This is a genomic window from Erythrobacter sp. BLCC-B19 (assembly GCF_028621955.1).
Lineage (GTDB): Bacteria > Pseudomonadota > Alphaproteobacteria > Sphingomonadales > Sphingomonadaceae > Erythrobacter.
This window is the reverse complement of the sequence record NZ_CP117516.1, coordinates 969872-984613: the sequence shown is the minus strand read 5'-3', so window position 1 is coordinate 984613 and position 14742 is coordinate 969872. Positions and strand designations below refer to the sequence as shown.

Here is a 14742-nt window from a genome sequence, read left to right as displayed (position 1 = left end):
GCCGCGTCAGGCGCCCGGATCGACCGGGTTCGAAATGAACCCGACCACCGGATAGCCAGCGCGCTGGATGTTGTAGATCGTGCCCGCAACGCACTTCCAGGGCGCGTTGACGTCGCCACGGATGTGAACCTGGGGAATGTCCTCGGGGTTCTTCATCAGGTTCTCGGCCCCGCCTGCGCGCTTGACGATCGCGTCAAGCCGCTCGAACGCCTGCTTTTCCAGCTCGGCCGAGGTCACCGGAGTGATGTTGTTGAAGTAAACCCGGCATTCGCCGTTGCGCGAGGCGCCGGCAAAGCCCGGTTCCCCGGCTGCGCGGCCGGCATCGTCGGTGGTGCTGACCGTGAGCAGCAGGTTTTCCACCTTGGTCTTCGATTCGACCGATTCGAAGACCGGGATCTCCAGCTTCTCGATCGTCTGGATCGCCACGGGAACCGCGATGAGGAAGATGATCAGGAGCACCAGCATCACGTCCACCAGCGGCGTGGTGTTGATGTCGGACATGGGGGTATCGGCCCCGCCTCCCGTAGAAATCGCCATTGTGAATTCCTAGCCTGTCAAAACATTGACTTGATGAGCCTTCCCGGCGGCGGCGCGGTGCGCTGTGACCGGGGCAGCGGCGGGAGAGGCCGAAGCCAGCTCCCGCCGAGCAAAGGCAATGACGATCAGGACTTGTTGAGCGTCGGGTTGGCAGCGGGCTTGGCAGCCGGCTTGGCCGCCGGGGCCGGAGCCGCCGTCACAGCCGGCTTCACCGCGCCGTTCGAGTTCATGTAGGCGAGCAGGTCGGTCGAGAAGGTGCTCAGCAGCGCCGCGATCTTGCGGTTGCGGCCCTGCAGCCAGTTGAACGCGAACACCGCAGGCACAGCGACGAGCAGACCGATCGCGGTCATGATCAGCGCTTCACCGACCGGGCCGGCGACCTTGTCGATCGAGGCGTTGCCGGCGATGCCGATGTTGATCAGCGCGCGGTAGATCCCGATCACGGTGCCGAGCAGACCCACGAACGGCGCGGTCGCACCGACGGTGGCGAGGAAGGGCAGACCACCGGCCAGAACGGCGTTGATCGAATCTTCCGAACGCTGGAGCGAACCGTGCATGTAGTCATGCGATTCGAGGCTGTCGGTCATCTTGCCGTGGTCTTCCTGGGCCTTGACGGCGTCGTCGGCCAGCTGGCGCCATGCGCTGTTCTTCTCGAGCTTGGTCGCGCCTTCCTTGAGGCTCGGCGCGCGCCAGAAGGCGGTCTCGACAGTCTTGTACTGCTTCATCACCTTGTTCTGTTCGAACAGCTTGGTGAACATGATGTAGAACGAGCCGACCGACATGATCACCATGATGGCAAGGATCGACCAGGCGACCGGGCCGCCTTCCTTCATGGCTTGCACGAAGCCGAACTTGCTTTCGGGGGCTGCTTCGGCGGCGGCGCCGGCGGCGAGAAGGTAAAGGTTCATTGCGAAAAGTCCTCTTGAAAGAATTGTCTGGGTGGCCGGCGGCCCGAATGTCGGGGCCGCCCGCGCGATTGATCCGTCAGTTCAGCTTGTAGGTAATGCGGGTCGACCAGCTGGCGCTGATCGGTTCGCCCGCATCATTGAGCGCAGGCTCAAACCGGGCGTAGCGTTCCACCGCCTTGCAGGCAGCGCTGTCGAGAATGTCCGAACCGCTCGACGAGCTGACCGAACAATTGGTGGCGCGGCCTTCAGCGGTCACAGTGACGCGCACACCGACGGTGCCCTCGATCTCTTCCTGCGCAGCACGACGCGGATAGTCTTCCTGAATGCGCGCGGCCCAGCCACGTTCACCCTTGGTCTTCACCCCACGCGCCTTGGACGGCGGCTTGGGCTGGGTCGGCGGGCCCACGGGAGCCGGCTGCGGCGTGCTCGGCCGCGGATCGACGGGGGCAACCGGCGTGGGATCACGCGTGGTTTCTGCCTGGTTGTTGGTCGGCAGATCGAACGGCATCGGCGGCGCGTTGGGCGGCGGCGGCGAAGTCGGTTCGGGGGTGTCTTCCGGCGGCGGCGGCGGCTCGTCCGGTGGCGGCGGCTCTTCTTCCTTGACTTCGACGGTGGTGACGCGCTCGGCAATCTGCTTCACAGCGTCAATGGCAAGTCCGGTCACAAGCAGATACCCGACCGCGATGTGGATCAGCGCCACCATCACGATTGAGGTCGTCTTGTTCCCGGCCTGGGCTTGGCTAGCGTAGGACATCCAGCGCTTTCTCTCCAAATACTCGCCGATCATGCGATCGGCACACTCCCCACCCAGCCGGCCTTGCGGTCGGCGAGCGGATCCCGGTCATTTCGGTCCTCCCACGCCGGATGAGAAGCAGGGCGGCCTGCGCAATAAACGCAAAGCCCGAACTCTCCCCGGCTGGCACATACAGGGCTTAGGGACCCTATACGCAACCTGAACTGTCTGAGCGGCAATGTCCCCAGTCCCGCGCAATCAGCACTGCGGGCTTTAACGGGCAACCCCTAGTCGATCAAACGCTTTTGCGGTTCAGCGCCAATTCACTGCGAGCGATGTGCAATAAGACATGATAGGGGAGCATCGTTCGGGCGCCGTTCGCAGGCACCGGCAGGGCCACAGGTTAAGGATGAATTAATGCCGTTTTTCAATCCTCTGAAGCTTTCCATGACAGCGGTGGCAGGGCTGATCTGGGTGCCCGTTGCAGGGCAGGCGCAGACCCTTCCGGCCGCGCCCGCGGTGTCCGAAAACGGGCCGACCTATGCCGATCTGGCGACCCTTTCGGAGGCTTCCGAGCTGGTGATCCGGGTGCAGATTCGCGCCGCTACGGCTCTCAAGCCCGAGCGCGCGCCGGGCCTCGCACCGGGATTCGCGCGGCTTTATGTCGAGGCGCAGACCGTGGCGCTGATCGCCGGACGCAGCAGCATCGGGGGCGCGCTCAACTATGTCGTCGACGTTCCGCTGGACGCCAAGGGCAAGGTGCCGAAGCTGAAAAAGCGGGAGTTTCTGCTGTTCGCGCGCGCCGTGCCGGGCCGGGCGGGATCGGTGCAGCTGGTCTCGAAGCAGGGCCAGCTCGACTATTCCCCCGCGCTCGAGGCCCGGCTGCGCCCGATCCTGACCGAGCTTTACGGGCCCGACGTGCCGCCCCGGATCACCGGGATCAGCGACGCGCTGGCGGTGCCGGGCACGCTGGTAGGCGAATCGGAGACGCAGATCTTCCTCGCCACCGAAACTCGCGCACCGGTCGCCATCACGATCCTGCGCCGTCCGGGGCAGGCACCGCAGTGGGGCGTGTCGTGGGGCGAGATCATCGATTCGTCCGCACGCGCGCCAAGCCCTGAGACATTGCGCTGGTATCGCCTCGCCTGTTCGCTGCCCGATCAGCTGCCGAGCAGCGCCAACCTTGCCCGCGAGTCCGACGAGCGGCGGTTGGCGGCGGGCGATTATGCCTTCGTGCGCGCGGCACTCGGTGCTTGCGAGCGGCGGATCACGCAGGGCTAGGAAGACGTATCCACGCTTGACCGCAGGCCCGGCACGGTTAAGCGCCTGTCCCCGTCATTGATGGAGGGCCGCTTGACTACCGCCAACACCGCCGCCGCACCGCTGCGCATTGCCATTGCCGGGCTCGGCACCGTCGGCGCAGGCGTGATCCGGCTGCTCGATACCAACGCGAAGCTGATCGCCGCGCGCGCCGGGCGCCCGATCGAGGTGGTCGCGGTCAGCGCGCGCGAGCGGGGCAAGGATCGCGGCGTCGACATCGCCCGCTTCGCCTGGGAAGACGACATGACCGCGCTCGCCCGGCGCGATGACGTTGACGTGGTGGTCGAGCTGGTCGGCGGGTCGGATGGCCCGGCGCTCGCCTGCTCGCGCGCGGCGCTCGGGGCGGGCAAGGGGCTGGTCACCGCCAACAAGGCGATGATCGCGCATCACGGGCTGGAGCTTGCCCAGCTGGCAGAGGCGAACAATGCCGCGCTGAAGTTCGAGGCGGCGGTCGCGGGCGGGATCCCGGTCATCAAGGGCCTGCGCGAAGGCACCTCGGCCAACGCGCTCACCAAGGTCTACGGCATCCTCAACGGCACCTGCAATTACATCCTGTCCGAGATGGAAGCGACCGGCGCGGACTTCGCCGCCGTGCTGGCCGAAGCCCAACGCCTCGGGTTTGCGGAGGCTGATCCGGCCTTCGACATCGAGGGCGTGGACGCGGCGCACAAGCTCGCCATCCTCGCCGCGATCGGCTTCGGCACGCAGGTCGATTTCGCCAGCGTGCGGGTGACGGGCATCACGCAGGTGCGCGCTGCCGACATTGCCCAGGCCGATGCGCTGGGCTTTGTCATCAGGCTGATCGGCGAGGCCGATGTCGAGGAGGCCGCCGATGGCCCGCGCCTGCTCCAGCGCGTGCGCCCCTGCCTCGTCGCCAAGGGCCACCCCTTGAGCGCCGTCGATGGCCCCACCAACGCCGTGGTGGCCGAGGGCAATTTCTCCGGCCGCCTGCTGTTCCAGGGCGCAGGCGCAGGCGACGGCCCCACGGCGAGCGCGGTCGCCGCCGACCTCATCGACATCGCCCGCGACGAAGTGGGCGCGCCTTTCTCGATCCCCTCGGCCCAGCTCGCCGCGCTGCCGCCGGCCGAGCCGGGTGACCGGACCGAACGCACCTATCTGCGCTTCATGGTGAAAGACCGCCCCGGCGTGCTCGCCGAACTCACCGCCGCGCTGCGCGACGGGGACGTGTCGATCGAGAGCCTGATCCAGCAGGGTCGATCGCAGAGCGGGGGCGAGGTGATGGTGGCGATGGTCACCCACGAAGGCCCGGAACGCTGCGTCGCCAAGGCGCTGGCGCTGCTGGAGGGGTCGGAAAGCCTCGCTGGCGATCCGCTGGTGCTTCCGATCCTGCCGCTTTAGTTAAGCGAGCTTCCACGCAAAGTGCCTTGGTCAGCAAGGTCGCGCAACGCATTGATTGGGCGGTGATACTTCTCGCCAGCATGGATCAATGCACGAAGCGATGCCCGGCGAATGACAACCTTCAACTCATCCAAGGACGCTCCGAGCATCTCATGGACATCAACTTCCAACGACAAGGGTAGATCGCCATACTTTTTGGAGATCCGACCGTAGTGGGGCTTCTCCTCGTTCCTGAGGCCGTATCGTATCGCAAGGGTGATCCAGGAAAACGGCGCATCCTTGAAAAAGCCTGACGCGACCAATATCGGCTCCAGCTCCGCCTTTACAGCCGCAAACGCCTCGTACGTTGTCTTTGGCAGGCGTGCCGTTGTCAGCGCGACACCCGTGAAGCCCAGTTTGGTGTCATGAGGAGGTTTGGCTGGTGGCTGCATAAGCTTATTCCTCCTCCGGTCGACCAGCCTCCGGCAACCCCAGCTCCGCCGCGATCCGCCCTCGTGCGTCGGCATCGAGCGGCGCGTCGTCGCCTTCCACCGGCTTGAGCCCCTGTGCGACCCGCTCGGCGTCCGAGCCTGCGGGCGGGGTTGCAATCGCCTCGACATCGATCATCAGCGCCGGGGGCTTGGGGCAGGGGCCGAAGAAGCAGCCGATAATGGTGATCATCGGCACCATGCCCGCAGGCAGCCCGCTGCCATCGACATCGGGGGTGCTTGGCCCCTTGGTGCGCTCGGCATAGGCCTTGAGCCACGCCTCGCGGCTGCCGGAATAGAGCTGCGAGGTATCCGCCGGAAGCGCGCGGCACACCACGATCTCGCCCGCCACGACCCCGCGCTCGGTCTGGTCTTCGCACTCCTTCAACTCGGCAGCATTGGCGGCCTCGGAGGTTTGCGGGGGCGCGAGAATGTCGATCTGCTGCGGCGGTTCGGCCATCGGCGCATCGGGGCCAAGGTCGATCGGGATGCGCGGGCGTTCAGGCTCGGCGCGCTCGGCAGGCTTGGCGGGCTTGGGCGGCGCGGTGCCGGTCGGCAGGCGAAGCGTCTGCTGGGGCGGCACATAAGGCCCGATCGGCACCTGCGGTTCGGTGGCGACCTGGGCGGCCAGAGCGGCCACGATGAGGGCGGCAAGCACGGCGGGCGCTCCTATCCGCCCTTCCCCTTCTTGGGTCTGGGCGGCACGCTGGTCTTGATCCCCGCCGCCTCGCGCCGCGCCTTTTCTTCCTCTTCGGTGAGCTCGCGCTCCTCGCCCAGCGGCGCAAGCCCGCGCGCGATGCGATCCGCGTCGGAGCCTTCCGGTGCCTTGGGCAGCGCCGCGACATCGATCATGATTGCAGCCGGCGGCGGCTTGCCGAAGCCGATCCCCTTGCCATTGTCGGGGATGCCGAAAGCTTCGGGTGCGCGCGGTGCGCCCTTCAGCGCGGTTTCCTCGGCATAGCGCTTCTGCGTGGCGGCGCGATCCCCGGTCAGCGGGGTCTTGCCGTCCTGCCTGACTTCGCGGCAGACCACGATTTCGCCGCTGATCGTGCCCGCGTCGGTATCGTCACGGCACTCCTGCAATTGCGCCTCGCTGGCATCGCTGCGCGGCACGGTGACCATCAGGTCGATTCGCGGCCGAGGCTCGGCTGGCGCCGGCGGAGGTGGGGGTGTTTCGGCAGCGGGCGCAGGTGTCTCGGTCGTGTCATCCTGCGCGGCCAGTGGCATCGCCATCGTTCCGGCGATAACGGCCAGCACAATCCGCAATTGGGTGCGGGCAGACGTTGCTTTGCTCGACAAACCCGTCTCCATCCGCTTAAGCGCCGGTCTGATACATGGCTGGGACGCAACCAGAGCGAAGAAGGGCTGAATTGGACATGAACTCGACACCCGATACCGACCTCGTGCCTGCCGGGCAAGCTTCCGCCGAAAACGCGATCCAGCGCGTCCTGGTGCTGGAGATGGTGCGCGTCACCGAAGCGGCGGCGATTGCGGCAGCGCAGCTGGTCGGGCGCGGGGACGAGAAGGCGGCTGACGCAGCCGCGGTGGAAGCCATGCGCAAGGCCTTCGACAACCTCTATATCGACGGCACCGTGGTGATCGGCGAAGGCGAGCGTGACGAGGCACCGATGCTCTATATCGGCGAGAAGGTCGGCATGGGCAAAGGCCCGAAGATCGACATCGCATTGGATCCGCTCGAAGGCACCACCATCACCGCCAAGGCGGGGCCCAATGCGCTTGCGGTGCTGGCGGCGGCGGAAGAAGGCTGCCTGCTCAACGCACCCGACGTCTATATGGACAAGCTGGCGGTCGGCCCGGGCTATCCCGAGGGCATCATCGATCTCGCCAAGTCGCCCACCGAAAACGTCTGCGCGGTCGCCAAGGCCAAGGGTGTCGAACCGTCGCAGATCAACGTCTGCGTGCTCGATCGTCCGCGCCATGCTGACCTCATCGCCGAGCTGCGCAGCCTCGGCTGCGGCGTGGTGCTGATCGGCGACGGCGATGTCGCGGGGGTGATCGCGGTGACCGACGAGGAAACCACCATCGACCTCTACATGGGCCAGGGCGGCGCGCCCGAAGGCGTGCTGGCGGCGGCCGCGCTGCGCTGCGTCGGCGGGCAGTTCAACGGGCGGCTGGTGTTCCGCAACGATGACGAAAAGGCCCGTGCCGCCAAGTGGGGGATCGAAGACCTCAATCGCATCTACAAGCTGGAAGACCTCGCCAAGGGTGACTGCATCTTCGCCGCCACCGGGGTGACCGACGGTTCGCTGCTGGGCGGGGTCAAGCGCCGCCGCAAGCCGACCGGACAGACGATCCTGACCACCGAAAGCGTGGTGATGCGGGCCAGCTCTGGAACGGTGCGGTGGATCCGGGGCGAACACCGGATCGGGTGATCAGCGCGCACCGACCAGGCAGGACATGGTTGCGCCTGCTGGCGTGAACGGGGATCATGGTAACGCGCCCACCACCGACAAGCGAAACGCATCCGTGGACGACCTTCGGGCTCCAATTGCTGGCGCTCGGTTCGGTCGTTCCGGTCGCTTCCAAGCTGCTCGACAAGTTCTTTCCGGGCTGGCTCGGATCAATTCCGCAGTCTGGTAAGATCGCACTAGGTGTTTTGCTGGCTGCCATACTCGTTCTGCCCCTGATCCTTCTTGTCAGCCGCTTCCGACAGATCGTTCGCGAGGGCAAGGCACGGCAGCACGACAGGGATAGGGCGGCGCATCGTATTGCAACTACGCTCGCGTCTCCAATGGTCAGCGTAGAACCCTACGCCTTCTATGTGCGTCCATTCTTCTCGGATGACCGGTTCGCATGGGAGACAACCGACATCGGCAGCGATGATGTGGTGCGCTACGGCTTTCGCGTCGCGATTGAAGATATGCTGGCGCGAGCGATCGAGCCCCGACTGCCGCTAATCGCGCTATCCGGCAAGGGGGTCGGATTTGGCCCGGGCGAAATCAACAGCACGGATGCCGAATGGGAGGACAAGGCTCTGCTGCTGATGGAGCAGGCGCAGATCATTTTTGCCTTGCCATTCACTCAGCCCTCGACCTTGTCTGAGCTTGAGGTCATCCTGTCGTCCGAATACATTGAAAAGACGATTTTTGTCGTTCCGCCCCTGTATCGGCCACCAGTGACGAGCGGGCCGATCCGAGAGAGCTTTCTGGGCCGTAAGGCGGAACCGCTGGAAATCTACCGCGAATCTCACAAGATATTGTCCCGGATCGCGCCTGATATGCCTGTGTTTGCGAAGCCTGGGGGAGTCTTCTGGCATGAGCCCGGCCGATGGCGATCTCACCCCTTCAAGCGGCGTGAAGACTGGACGGAGGCGTGCTTGCGGGACGTTTTCTCCCTGAACGACCGGCTGCTGCCCTTTCTGGATTGAGGGCCAGCTTCAGCGCACCAAGGTGCCCGGTCGGCGTTCGGGCACTGCGGCCGCAAGGCCCGGCGCGGCCAGTAGGTCGGCGAAGGTCAGCGGCTCGGCCACCAGTGTGGGGTGCGGCGAGTAGCCGTCGTGCCAGTATTTGGTGTCGAGATGATCGCGCGCGATGCTCATGCCGAAGAACCGTCGCGGCTGGCCCGACCGGTTGTCCGGCCCGGCGTGGAGCAGGTCGCTGCGGTAGAGGATCACCGTCCCCTTGCGCGGCGCGACCTGTACCGGGCGGAACCGCTGATCGAGCGTCGCGCCCTTGCGCCACAACTGCCACAGCGTCCTCGGGCAGAGGTGGCGCAGGCTGAACTGCGAGTTCTTGCCCGCGAGGAAGCGCAGCAGATTGGGCTGGTGCTGATCCCACTTCATCGAGAACACCCGGTCGCGGAATTCGCCCGGTGCAAGCGGCGCCTCCGCCGATCCGCGCATCGCCCGCAGCTTGGCGAGATTGTGGCGGAAAATGCGCGCGTTGCACAGCGTGCGGAACAACTCCATCTGCCCGTAGGCACCGCCGCCATGCCGATAATCGGCCCCGCCAAACTGATGCGTGCCGGGCACGAACACCGTGCCGCCTTGCTGCGGCGAGATGTCCTCGACCGCCGCAAACATACTGATCACCCCTGCTGGATCGCGGTGGATATACTGGTGCGAGGAGCCAAGGTAGCTTGTGAAGGTCGCGATCTCGAGCACGGGGCGCGAGCGGCCGCAATATTCGCCGATCACGCCCTCGAGCCGCTGGGCGAGCATCGCCGCAAAGCCGGTTACCTCGGGGCTTGACGGCAAGGAGCAGAAATCGCGCCGAACGTAGAGATTGTCGGTCTCGCTGGCAAAGGTGCTGCGGGCGCGATCGGGATCGTCGATGGTCTGGCGGATCAGCGACAGCCCCGCATCGGCCTCGGCGCCGGACAAGAGCCCGGTGAGGACGACAAGGCCGTGGGTGTCCATCATCGCCAGCGCGCGGGCGACGCAAGCCGCCGTCAGCCGCCCCGCGCCATCGAGCGCGGCGGGGACTTCATAGGCCGAGGTGTCGTGGGAGATGCGCAGACCGTCCATGGTGCCGCTATGGCAGGGGAAGTTCACTAAGGGGTAAATGGAGGCTGGCACAGAAAAACCCCGGCGGATCGCTCCGCCGGGGTTTTCTTGTGTCTGGCTTGGGCCGCCTCGGGCAAAGCTCGAGTCGTCAGACGGGGCGTGGGCGCCCCGCTGACCGGCCTTGGGCGAGTGCGGAGCCAGCTTGCGCTGGCTCGCGCCCGCCCTAGCGGCTTAGAACCCCATGCCGCCCATGTCGGGCATGGCGGGGGCGGCCGGCTTGTCTTCCGGACGCTCGACGATCGCCGCTTCGGTGGTGATCAGCAGGCCGGCGACCGAAGCCGCATCCTGCAGCGCGGTGCGGACGACCTTGGTCGGGTCGATCACGCCGGCCTTCACCAGGTTCTCGTAGGTGTCGGTGGCGGCGTTGAAGCCCTGGGTTTCGTCATTCTCGCGCAGCAGGTTGCCCGCGACGACCGCGCCATCGTGACCGGCGTTGGTCGCGATCTGCTTGATCGGGGCGGTGATCGCCTTGCGGATGATGTCGATGCCGCGGGTCTGGTCTTCGTTCGCGCCCTTCAGCCCTTCGAGAGCCTTGGTGGCGTAGAGCAGCGCGGTACCGCCGCCCGGAACGATGCCTTCTTCCACCGCAGCGCGGGTCGCGTGGAGAGCGTCGTCGACGCGGTCCTTGCGCTCCTTCACTTCGACTTCGGTCGCACCGCCAACCTTGATCACGGCCACACCGCCGGCGAGCTTGGCGAGACGCTCCTGGAGCTTCTCGCGGTCATAGTCGCTGGTGGTGTTGTCGATCTGGGTGCGGATTTCGGCGACGCGCGCCTTGATGTCGTCAGCCGAACCGGCGCCATCGACGATGGTGGTGTTGTCCTTGTCGATCGAGACCTTCTTGGCCTGACCGAGCATGCCGACGGTGACGTTTTCCAGCTTGATGCCGAGGTCTTCGCTGATCATCTCGCCCTTGGTGAGGATCGCGATGTCCTGCAGCATCGCCTTGCGACGATCGCCGAAGCCCGGAGCCTTCACCGCTGCAACCTTGAGGCCGCCGCGCAGCTTGTTGACCACGAGGGTCGCCAGCGCTTCGCCTTCGATGTCCTCGGCGATGATCAGCAGCGGACGGCCCGACTGCACCACGGCTTCGAGGATCGGCAGCATCGACTGGAGGTTCGACAGCTTCTTCTCGTGGATCAGGATGTAGGGGTTATCCAGTTCCACGGTCATCTTGTCGGGGTTGGTGATGAAGTAGGGCGACAGGTAGCCGCGGTCGAACTGCATGCCTTCGACGACATCGAGTTCGAACTCGAGGCCCTTGGCTTCCTCGACGGTAATGACGCCTTCCTTGCCGACCTTTTCCATGGCTTCGGCGATCTTTTCGCCGACTTCACGGTCGCCATTCGCGGAGATGATGCCGACCTGCGCGATTTCCGAGCTGTCCGACACGTCCTTCGAACGGGCCTTGAGGTTTTCGACCACGGCGAGCACGGCCTGATCGATGCCGCGCTTCAGATCCATCGGGTTCATGCCGGCCGCGACCGACTTCATGCCTTCGGTGACGATCGCCTGAGCGAGCACGGTGGCGGTTGTGGTGCCGTCACCGGCAGCGTCATTCGCCTTCGAGGCCACTTCGCGCAGCATCTGCGCGCCCATGTTCTCGTACTTGTCCTTGAGCTCGATTTCCTTGGCGACGCTCACACCGTCCTTGGTGATGCGCGGCGCGCCGAAGCTCTTGTCGATGACAACGTTGCGGCCCTTGGGGCCGAGGGTCACCTTGACAGCGTTGGCGAGGATATCGACGCCGCGCAGAATGCCTTCACGGGCTTCGCGGCCGAACTTCACGTCCTTGGCAGCCATTTCGTTTCTCCTGAGATTTGGTTGTGTTTAGAAAGGGAAGAAGGGCGCGGCGCTTAGCCGACGATCCCCATGATGTCGCTTTCCTTCATGATCAGCAGGTCTTCGCCAGCGATCTTGACTTCGGTGCCCGACCACTTGCCGAACAGCACGCGGTCGCCGACCTTGACGTCGGGGGTGATGCGGTTGCCGGCATCGTCACGGGCGCCTTCGCCCACGGCGATGACTTCGCCTTCGCTCGGCTTTTCCTGAGCGCTGTCGGGGATGATGATGCCGCCGGCAGTCTTGGTGTCGGCTTCGATGCGACGGACCACAACGCGGTCGTGCAGCGGACGAAATGCCATGAGTATGACCTTTCCTTGAAATGGTGAGTTGGCTTGGCACTCTCCGTCCGAGAGTGCCAACGCGGGGGCATTTGGTCGTGGGGGCGGAATGAATCAAGCCCTGCGCGCGCAAAAAATTTCGCGCCGGATGCGATTTTGGGCGAGGGGTGGCCAGCACCCTTGGGGATGGTTATTGCAAGGCGCTCGCAAGCAGGAGCCCCGATCCCATGTCCGCCCCCAAACTGCCGCCCAAGATCGCCGCCAGTCTCGGCGACGAGATCAATTTCGCCCATGAGGCATGGCTGTGGCTGAAGACCAACCTCGCCTATCTGACCGGCGCGGTGGCGGTGCTGGTGATCGGGGTGATCCTCGCCCGGTGGCTCTCGCGCTGGGCCGACCGCGCGCTGACCCGATCGGGCCGGATCGAGCCGACGGTTGCCAAGTTCCTCAGCAATATCATCAAGTATGCGCTGTGGGTGGTGGTCGGCATCACGGTGCTGACCCAGTTCGGGGTGCAGACGACCTCGATCATCGCAGCGCTGGGCGGCCTCGCGCTGGCTGTGGGGCTGGCGCTTCAGGGCACGCTGTCGAATGTCGCGGCCGGGGTGATGATCCTGATCCAGCGGCCCTTCCGCGTGGGCGAGGCGATCACCGCGGGCGCTGTCACCGGGGTGGTTCAGGGCATCGGCCTGTTCACCACCGAACTGCTGCAATATGACGGGCTCTACGTCATGGTTCCCAATAACGAGCTGTGGAACAAGCCGATCATCAACTTCTCGCGGATGCCCAAGCGGCGGTTCGAGCTGCTGATCGGGATCGGCTATGACGACAGCATCGAACAGGCGCGGGCCGAGCTGCTGGCGCTGGCCAATGCCGATCAGCGGGTCTTGTCCGAACCCGCGCCCACCGTGTTCGTGGCGGCGCTGGCCGATAGTGCGGTGACGATGGGCCTGAGGGTATGGTGCAAGACCGAGGATTATCTCGGCCTGTCCTGGGCCTTGACCGAAGCGACCAAGCGGCGGTTCGACGAGGTCGGCATTTCGATCCCCTTCCCGCAGCGCGAGGTCAGGGCGCTGCCAGCCAAGTCCTAGGCCGCAGCGGCGTAGTCCGTCAGCCCCAGACGGTCGCGCCGCGCCCAGCGCCACAGCAGCCCGGCCGCAGCGAAGAACAGCCCGGTGGCAAGCCCGATCCACACGCCCGTTCCCTCAAGCGGGGTGTAGAAGCCAAGGCCGATGGCGAGACCGAAGCCGGGCACCCAATAGCTGAAGATCGCGATCCACATCGGCACCTGGGTGTCCTGCAAGCCCCTGAGCGCCCCCGCGCCCACCGCCTGCACGCCGTCGGCCAGCTGGAAGATCGCCGCCCACAGCAGATATTGCAGCGCAAAGCCCACCAGCGCTGCATTGGCCGGGGCGGCCGGGTCGATATAGACCTTGAGCAGCAGCGTCGGCATCAGCAGCATCGCAAGCGCGGTGGTGCTCATGAACCCCGTGCCGATCGCGAGCGCGACCCAGCCCGCCCGGCCCGCCGCTTGCGCGTCACCCGCACCATGGTGGAAGCCCACGCGGATCGTCGCCGCCTGTGCGGTGCCGAAGGGGATCTGGAAGGCGAGCGCGGCGAGGTTCAGCGCCAGCGTATGCGCGGCAAGCTCGGTCTCGCCGAAGCGGCCCATGAGCAGTGCCGCGCCGCTGAACAGCCCGGCCTCGGCCAGCACGGTGAGCGCAATCGGCGTGCCGATCACCATGATGTCGCGCAGCCGCCGCCATTCCGGCCGCCACCAGCGCCCGAAGATGCGATAGCGCCTGAGCGTGCGATCGCGGGTGATGACGACGACATAGGCCGCCAGCATCGCGAGCGCTGTGATGACGCTCGACAGCGCCGAGCCCATCAGGCCCAGCGCAGGCAGGCCGAGATTGCCGAACACCAGCGTCCAGTTGCCGAGGATATTGGTGCCCAGCGCCAGCAGCGTGATCGCGGTGGCATAGCCGGGCTTGCCCAGCGCGGCGACGAAGATGCGGAACACGCCGGCAAGGATCATGGGGATCATCGCGAAGGCCAGCACAAACAGGAAATCGCCCGCCATCGCCGCAATCGCGGGATCCTGACCGCTCGCCAGCAGCAGCCGCTCACCGGCAAAGGCAATCCCCATGCCGACGCAGCCGAATCCCGCGGCCACCCACATTCCCATCCGCACCGTGCGGCGGATCTCGCGCACCGCGTGCAAGCGCCGCCCGCGCTCGGCGGAGATCAGCGGCGCGCAGGCGCCGACGAGGCCGGTCATGGCCCAGACCGTGAGGCCGAAGATCGCGATCGCAAGGCTCGATGCGGCAAGCGGCGTGTCGCCGAGGCGCGCGATGAAGATCACGTCGACCGCGTGGATCAGCATTTGCAGCAGATTGGTCGCAGCCAGCGGCACCGCCAGCGCCAGCGTCGCGCGGATCTCCTGCCCCCAGCCGGGCGTGTCGAGAGTGGTGGTGGTATCGTGCATGGTCATAACGGTGCGCGCCGCAAGGCGAGCCGGCCCGGATAGGCGCAGGGGCGATTCGGGGGAAGCGCAATCGTAATCTGCGCCAAATTGGCACCACTGCCGCGCTGGTGTCCCCGTTGCCTCTTAGCCGGATCATTGAATATCAGCATCTTAGCAAAGTCGAATCCCGATCCGGGACGGATTTCTCTTTGCCGAATCGTTGCAGCGCCGCATAGGAACGTGCTCTGGGGGCTTTTGTGACAGATTGCAGACCACCACTCGATGCTGAGGCTGACGCGTGCG

General features: G+C 65.7%; 15 protein-coding genes. 5 read left to right on the top strand and 10 right to left on the bottom strand.

The features are described 5' to 3' along the window. Nucleotides 1–6: 6 nt before the first annotated feature. The 3 genes from PS060_RS04395 to PS060_RS04385 all read right to left on the bottom strand — a co-directional run bounded on the left by PS060_RS04395 (nucleotide 7) and on the right by PS060_RS04385 (nucleotide 2199). Complete coding sequence (locus PS060_RS04395) at nucleotides 7–537, bottom strand: ExbD/TolR family protein (RefSeq protein WP_273985761.1); 531 nt, start codon at nucleotides 535–537, stop codon at nucleotides 7–9. Nucleotides 538–662: 125 nt separating this feature from the next. Then, complete coding sequence (locus PS060_RS04390; protein WP_273985760.1) at nucleotides 663–1445, bottom strand: MotA/TolQ/ExbB proton channel family protein; 783 nt, start codon at nucleotides 1443–1445, stop codon at nucleotides 663–665. 76 nt (nucleotides 1446–1521) lie between these two features. Next, nucleotides 1522–2199, bottom strand: coding sequence for an energy transducer TonB (locus PS060_RS04385; RefSeq protein WP_273985759.1), 678 nt, complete (start codon nucleotides 2197–2199; stop codon nucleotides 1522–1524). Between the two features lie 396 nt (nucleotides 2200–2595). On the opposite strand from PS060_RS04385, the gene PS060_RS04380 reads away from it, so the two are divergent. Both PS060_RS04380 and PS060_RS04375 read left to right on the top strand, forming a co-directional pair. Further along, complete coding sequence (locus PS060_RS04380) at nucleotides 2596–3459, top strand: hypothetical protein (protein ID WP_273985757.1); 864 nt, start codon at nucleotides 2596–2598, stop codon at nucleotides 3457–3459. Nucleotides 3460–3531: 72 nt separating this feature from the next. Then, nucleotides 3532–4857 carry a homoserine dehydrogenase gene (locus PS060_RS04375; RefSeq protein ID WP_273985756.1) on the top strand — a complete coding sequence of 442 codons (1326 nt, stop codon included), beginning with the start codon at nucleotides 3532–3534 and terminating at the stop codon, nucleotides 4855–4857. Here the strand turns inward: PS060_RS04375 and PS060_RS04370 are convergent. The 3 genes from PS060_RS04370 to PS060_RS04360 are packed head-to-tail and all read right to left on the bottom strand — an operon-like array spanning nucleotide 4854 to nucleotide 6557. Then, nucleotides 4854–5288: an Imm39 family immunity protein gene (locus PS060_RS04370; protein WP_273985755.1), complete on the bottom strand. Its 435-nt coding sequence runs from the start codon at nucleotides 5286–5288 to the stop codon at nucleotides 4854–4856. The genes PS060_RS04375 and PS060_RS04370 overlap by 4 nt on opposite strands. 4 nt (nucleotides 5289–5292) lie before the next feature. After that, nucleotides 5293–5982 (bottom strand): hypothetical protein, encoded by a 690-nt coding sequence (locus tag PS060_RS04365; RefSeq protein ID WP_273985754.1) that lies wholly within the window; start codon nucleotides 5980–5982, stop codon nucleotides 5293–5295. An 11-nt stretch (nucleotides 5983–5993) separates the two neighbouring features. Further along, nucleotides 5994–6557, bottom strand: a complete 564-nt coding sequence (locus tag PS060_RS04360; RefSeq protein ID WP_273985753.1) for a hypothetical protein — start codon at nucleotides 6555–6557, stop codon at nucleotides 5994–5996. 143 nt (nucleotides 6558–6700) lie between these two features. On the opposite strand from PS060_RS04360, the gene glpX reads away from it, so the two are divergent. Both glpX and PS060_RS04350 read left to right on the top strand, forming a co-directional pair. Then, a complete protein-coding gene (gene glpX / locus PS060_RS04355; protein ID WP_273985750.1) occupies nucleotides 6701–7717 on the top strand; it encodes a class II fructose-bisphosphatase in 1017 nt (338 codons plus the stop codon). A 56-nt stretch (nucleotides 7718–7773) separates the two neighbouring features. Continuing rightward, complete coding sequence (locus PS060_RS04350) at nucleotides 7774–8712, top strand: hypothetical protein (RefSeq protein WP_273985748.1); 939 nt, start codon at nucleotides 7774–7776, stop codon at nucleotides 8710–8712. A 9-nt stretch (nucleotides 8713–8721) separates the two neighbouring features. On the opposite strand, the gene PS060_RS04345 is transcribed toward PS060_RS04350, so the two are convergent. The 3 genes from PS060_RS04345 to PS060_RS04335 form a co-directional block, all read right to left on the bottom strand. Beyond that, a complete protein-coding gene (locus tag PS060_RS04345) occupies nucleotides 8722–9810 on the bottom strand; it encodes a hypothetical protein (protein WP_273985747.1) in 1089 nt (362 codons plus the stop codon). Nucleotides 9811–10020: 210 nt separating this feature from the next. Then, nucleotides 10021–11652, bottom strand: coding sequence for a chaperonin GroEL (groL, locus tag PS060_RS04340; RefSeq protein WP_273985746.1), 1632 nt, complete (start codon nucleotides 11650–11652; stop codon nucleotides 10021–10023). Between the two features lie 53 nt (nucleotides 11653–11705). Further along, entirely contained in the window at nucleotides 11706–11993 is a 288-nt protein-coding gene (locus PS060_RS04335) for a co-chaperone GroES (protein ID WP_273985744.1), read from the bottom strand. A gap of 206 nt (nucleotides 11994–12199) precedes the next feature. Between PS060_RS04335 and PS060_RS04330 the strand changes: the two genes are divergently transcribed. Continuing rightward, the gene (locus PS060_RS04330; RefSeq protein WP_273985742.1) at nucleotides 12200–13063 is read left to right on the top strand and encodes a mechanosensitive ion channel family protein; all 864 of its coding nucleotides are present in this window, start codon (nucleotides 12200–12202) and stop codon (nucleotides 13061–13063) included. Here the strand turns inward: PS060_RS04330 and PS060_RS04325 are convergent. Continuing rightward, nucleotides 13060–14466 (bottom strand): MATE family efflux transporter, encoded by a 1407-nt coding sequence (locus PS060_RS04325; protein WP_273985740.1) that lies wholly within the window; start codon nucleotides 14464–14466, stop codon nucleotides 13060–13062. The two genes, PS060_RS04330 and PS060_RS04325, sit on opposite strands and share 4 nt — an antisense overlap. Nucleotides 14467–14742: the final 276 nt, after the last annotated feature.

Bases quoted from the DNA above. Each gene is read 5' to 3' on its own strand.
- PS060_RS04395 (WP_273985761.1), bottom strand. From the start codon at position 537: ATGGCGATTTCTACGGGAGGCGGGGCCGATACCCCCATGTCCGACATC.
- groL (WP_273985746.1), bottom strand. From the start codon at position 11,652: ATGGCTGCCAAGGACGTGAAGTTCGGCCGCGAAGCCCGTGAAGGCATT.
- PS060_RS04325 (WP_273985740.1), bottom strand. From the start codon at position 14,466: ATGACCATGCACGATACCACCACCACTCTCGACACGCCCGGCTGGGGG.
- PS060_RS04390 (WP_273985760.1), bottom strand. From the start codon at position 1,445: ATGAACCTTTACCTTCTCGCCGCCGGCGCCGCCGCCGAAGCAGCCCCC.
- PS060_RS04335 (WP_273985744.1), bottom strand. From the start codon at position 11,993: ATGGCATTTCGTCCGCTGCACGACCGCGTTGTGGTCCGTCGCATCGAA.
- PS060_RS04385 (WP_273985759.1), bottom strand. From the start codon at position 2,199: ATGTCCTACGCTAGCCAAGCCCAGGCCGGGAACAAGACGACCTCAATC.
- PS060_RS04380 (WP_273985757.1), top strand. From the start codon at position 2,596: ATGCCGTTTTTCAATCCTCTGAAGCTTTCCATGACAGCGGTGGCAGGG.
- PS060_RS04350 (WP_273985748.1), top strand. From the start codon at position 7,774: ATGGTAACGCGCCCACCACCGACAAGCGAAACGCATCCGTGGACGACC.
- PS060_RS04345 (WP_273985747.1), bottom strand. From the start codon at position 9,810: ATGGACGGTCTGCGCATCTCCCACGACACCTCGGCCTATGAAGTCCCC.
- glpX (WP_273985750.1), top strand. From the start codon at position 6,701: ATGAACTCGACACCCGATACCGACCTCGTGCCTGCCGGGCAAGCTTCC.
- PS060_RS04360 (WP_273985753.1), bottom strand. From the start codon at position 6,557: ATGGCGATGCCACTGGCCGCGCAGGATGACACGACCGAGACACCTGCG.
- PS060_RS04370 (WP_273985755.1), bottom strand. From the start codon at position 5,288: ATGCAGCCACCAGCCAAACCTCCTCATGACACCAAACTGGGCTTCACG.
- PS060_RS04330 (WP_273985742.1), top strand. From the start codon at position 12,200: ATGTCCGCCCCCAAACTGCCGCCCAAGATCGCCGCCAGTCTCGGCGAC.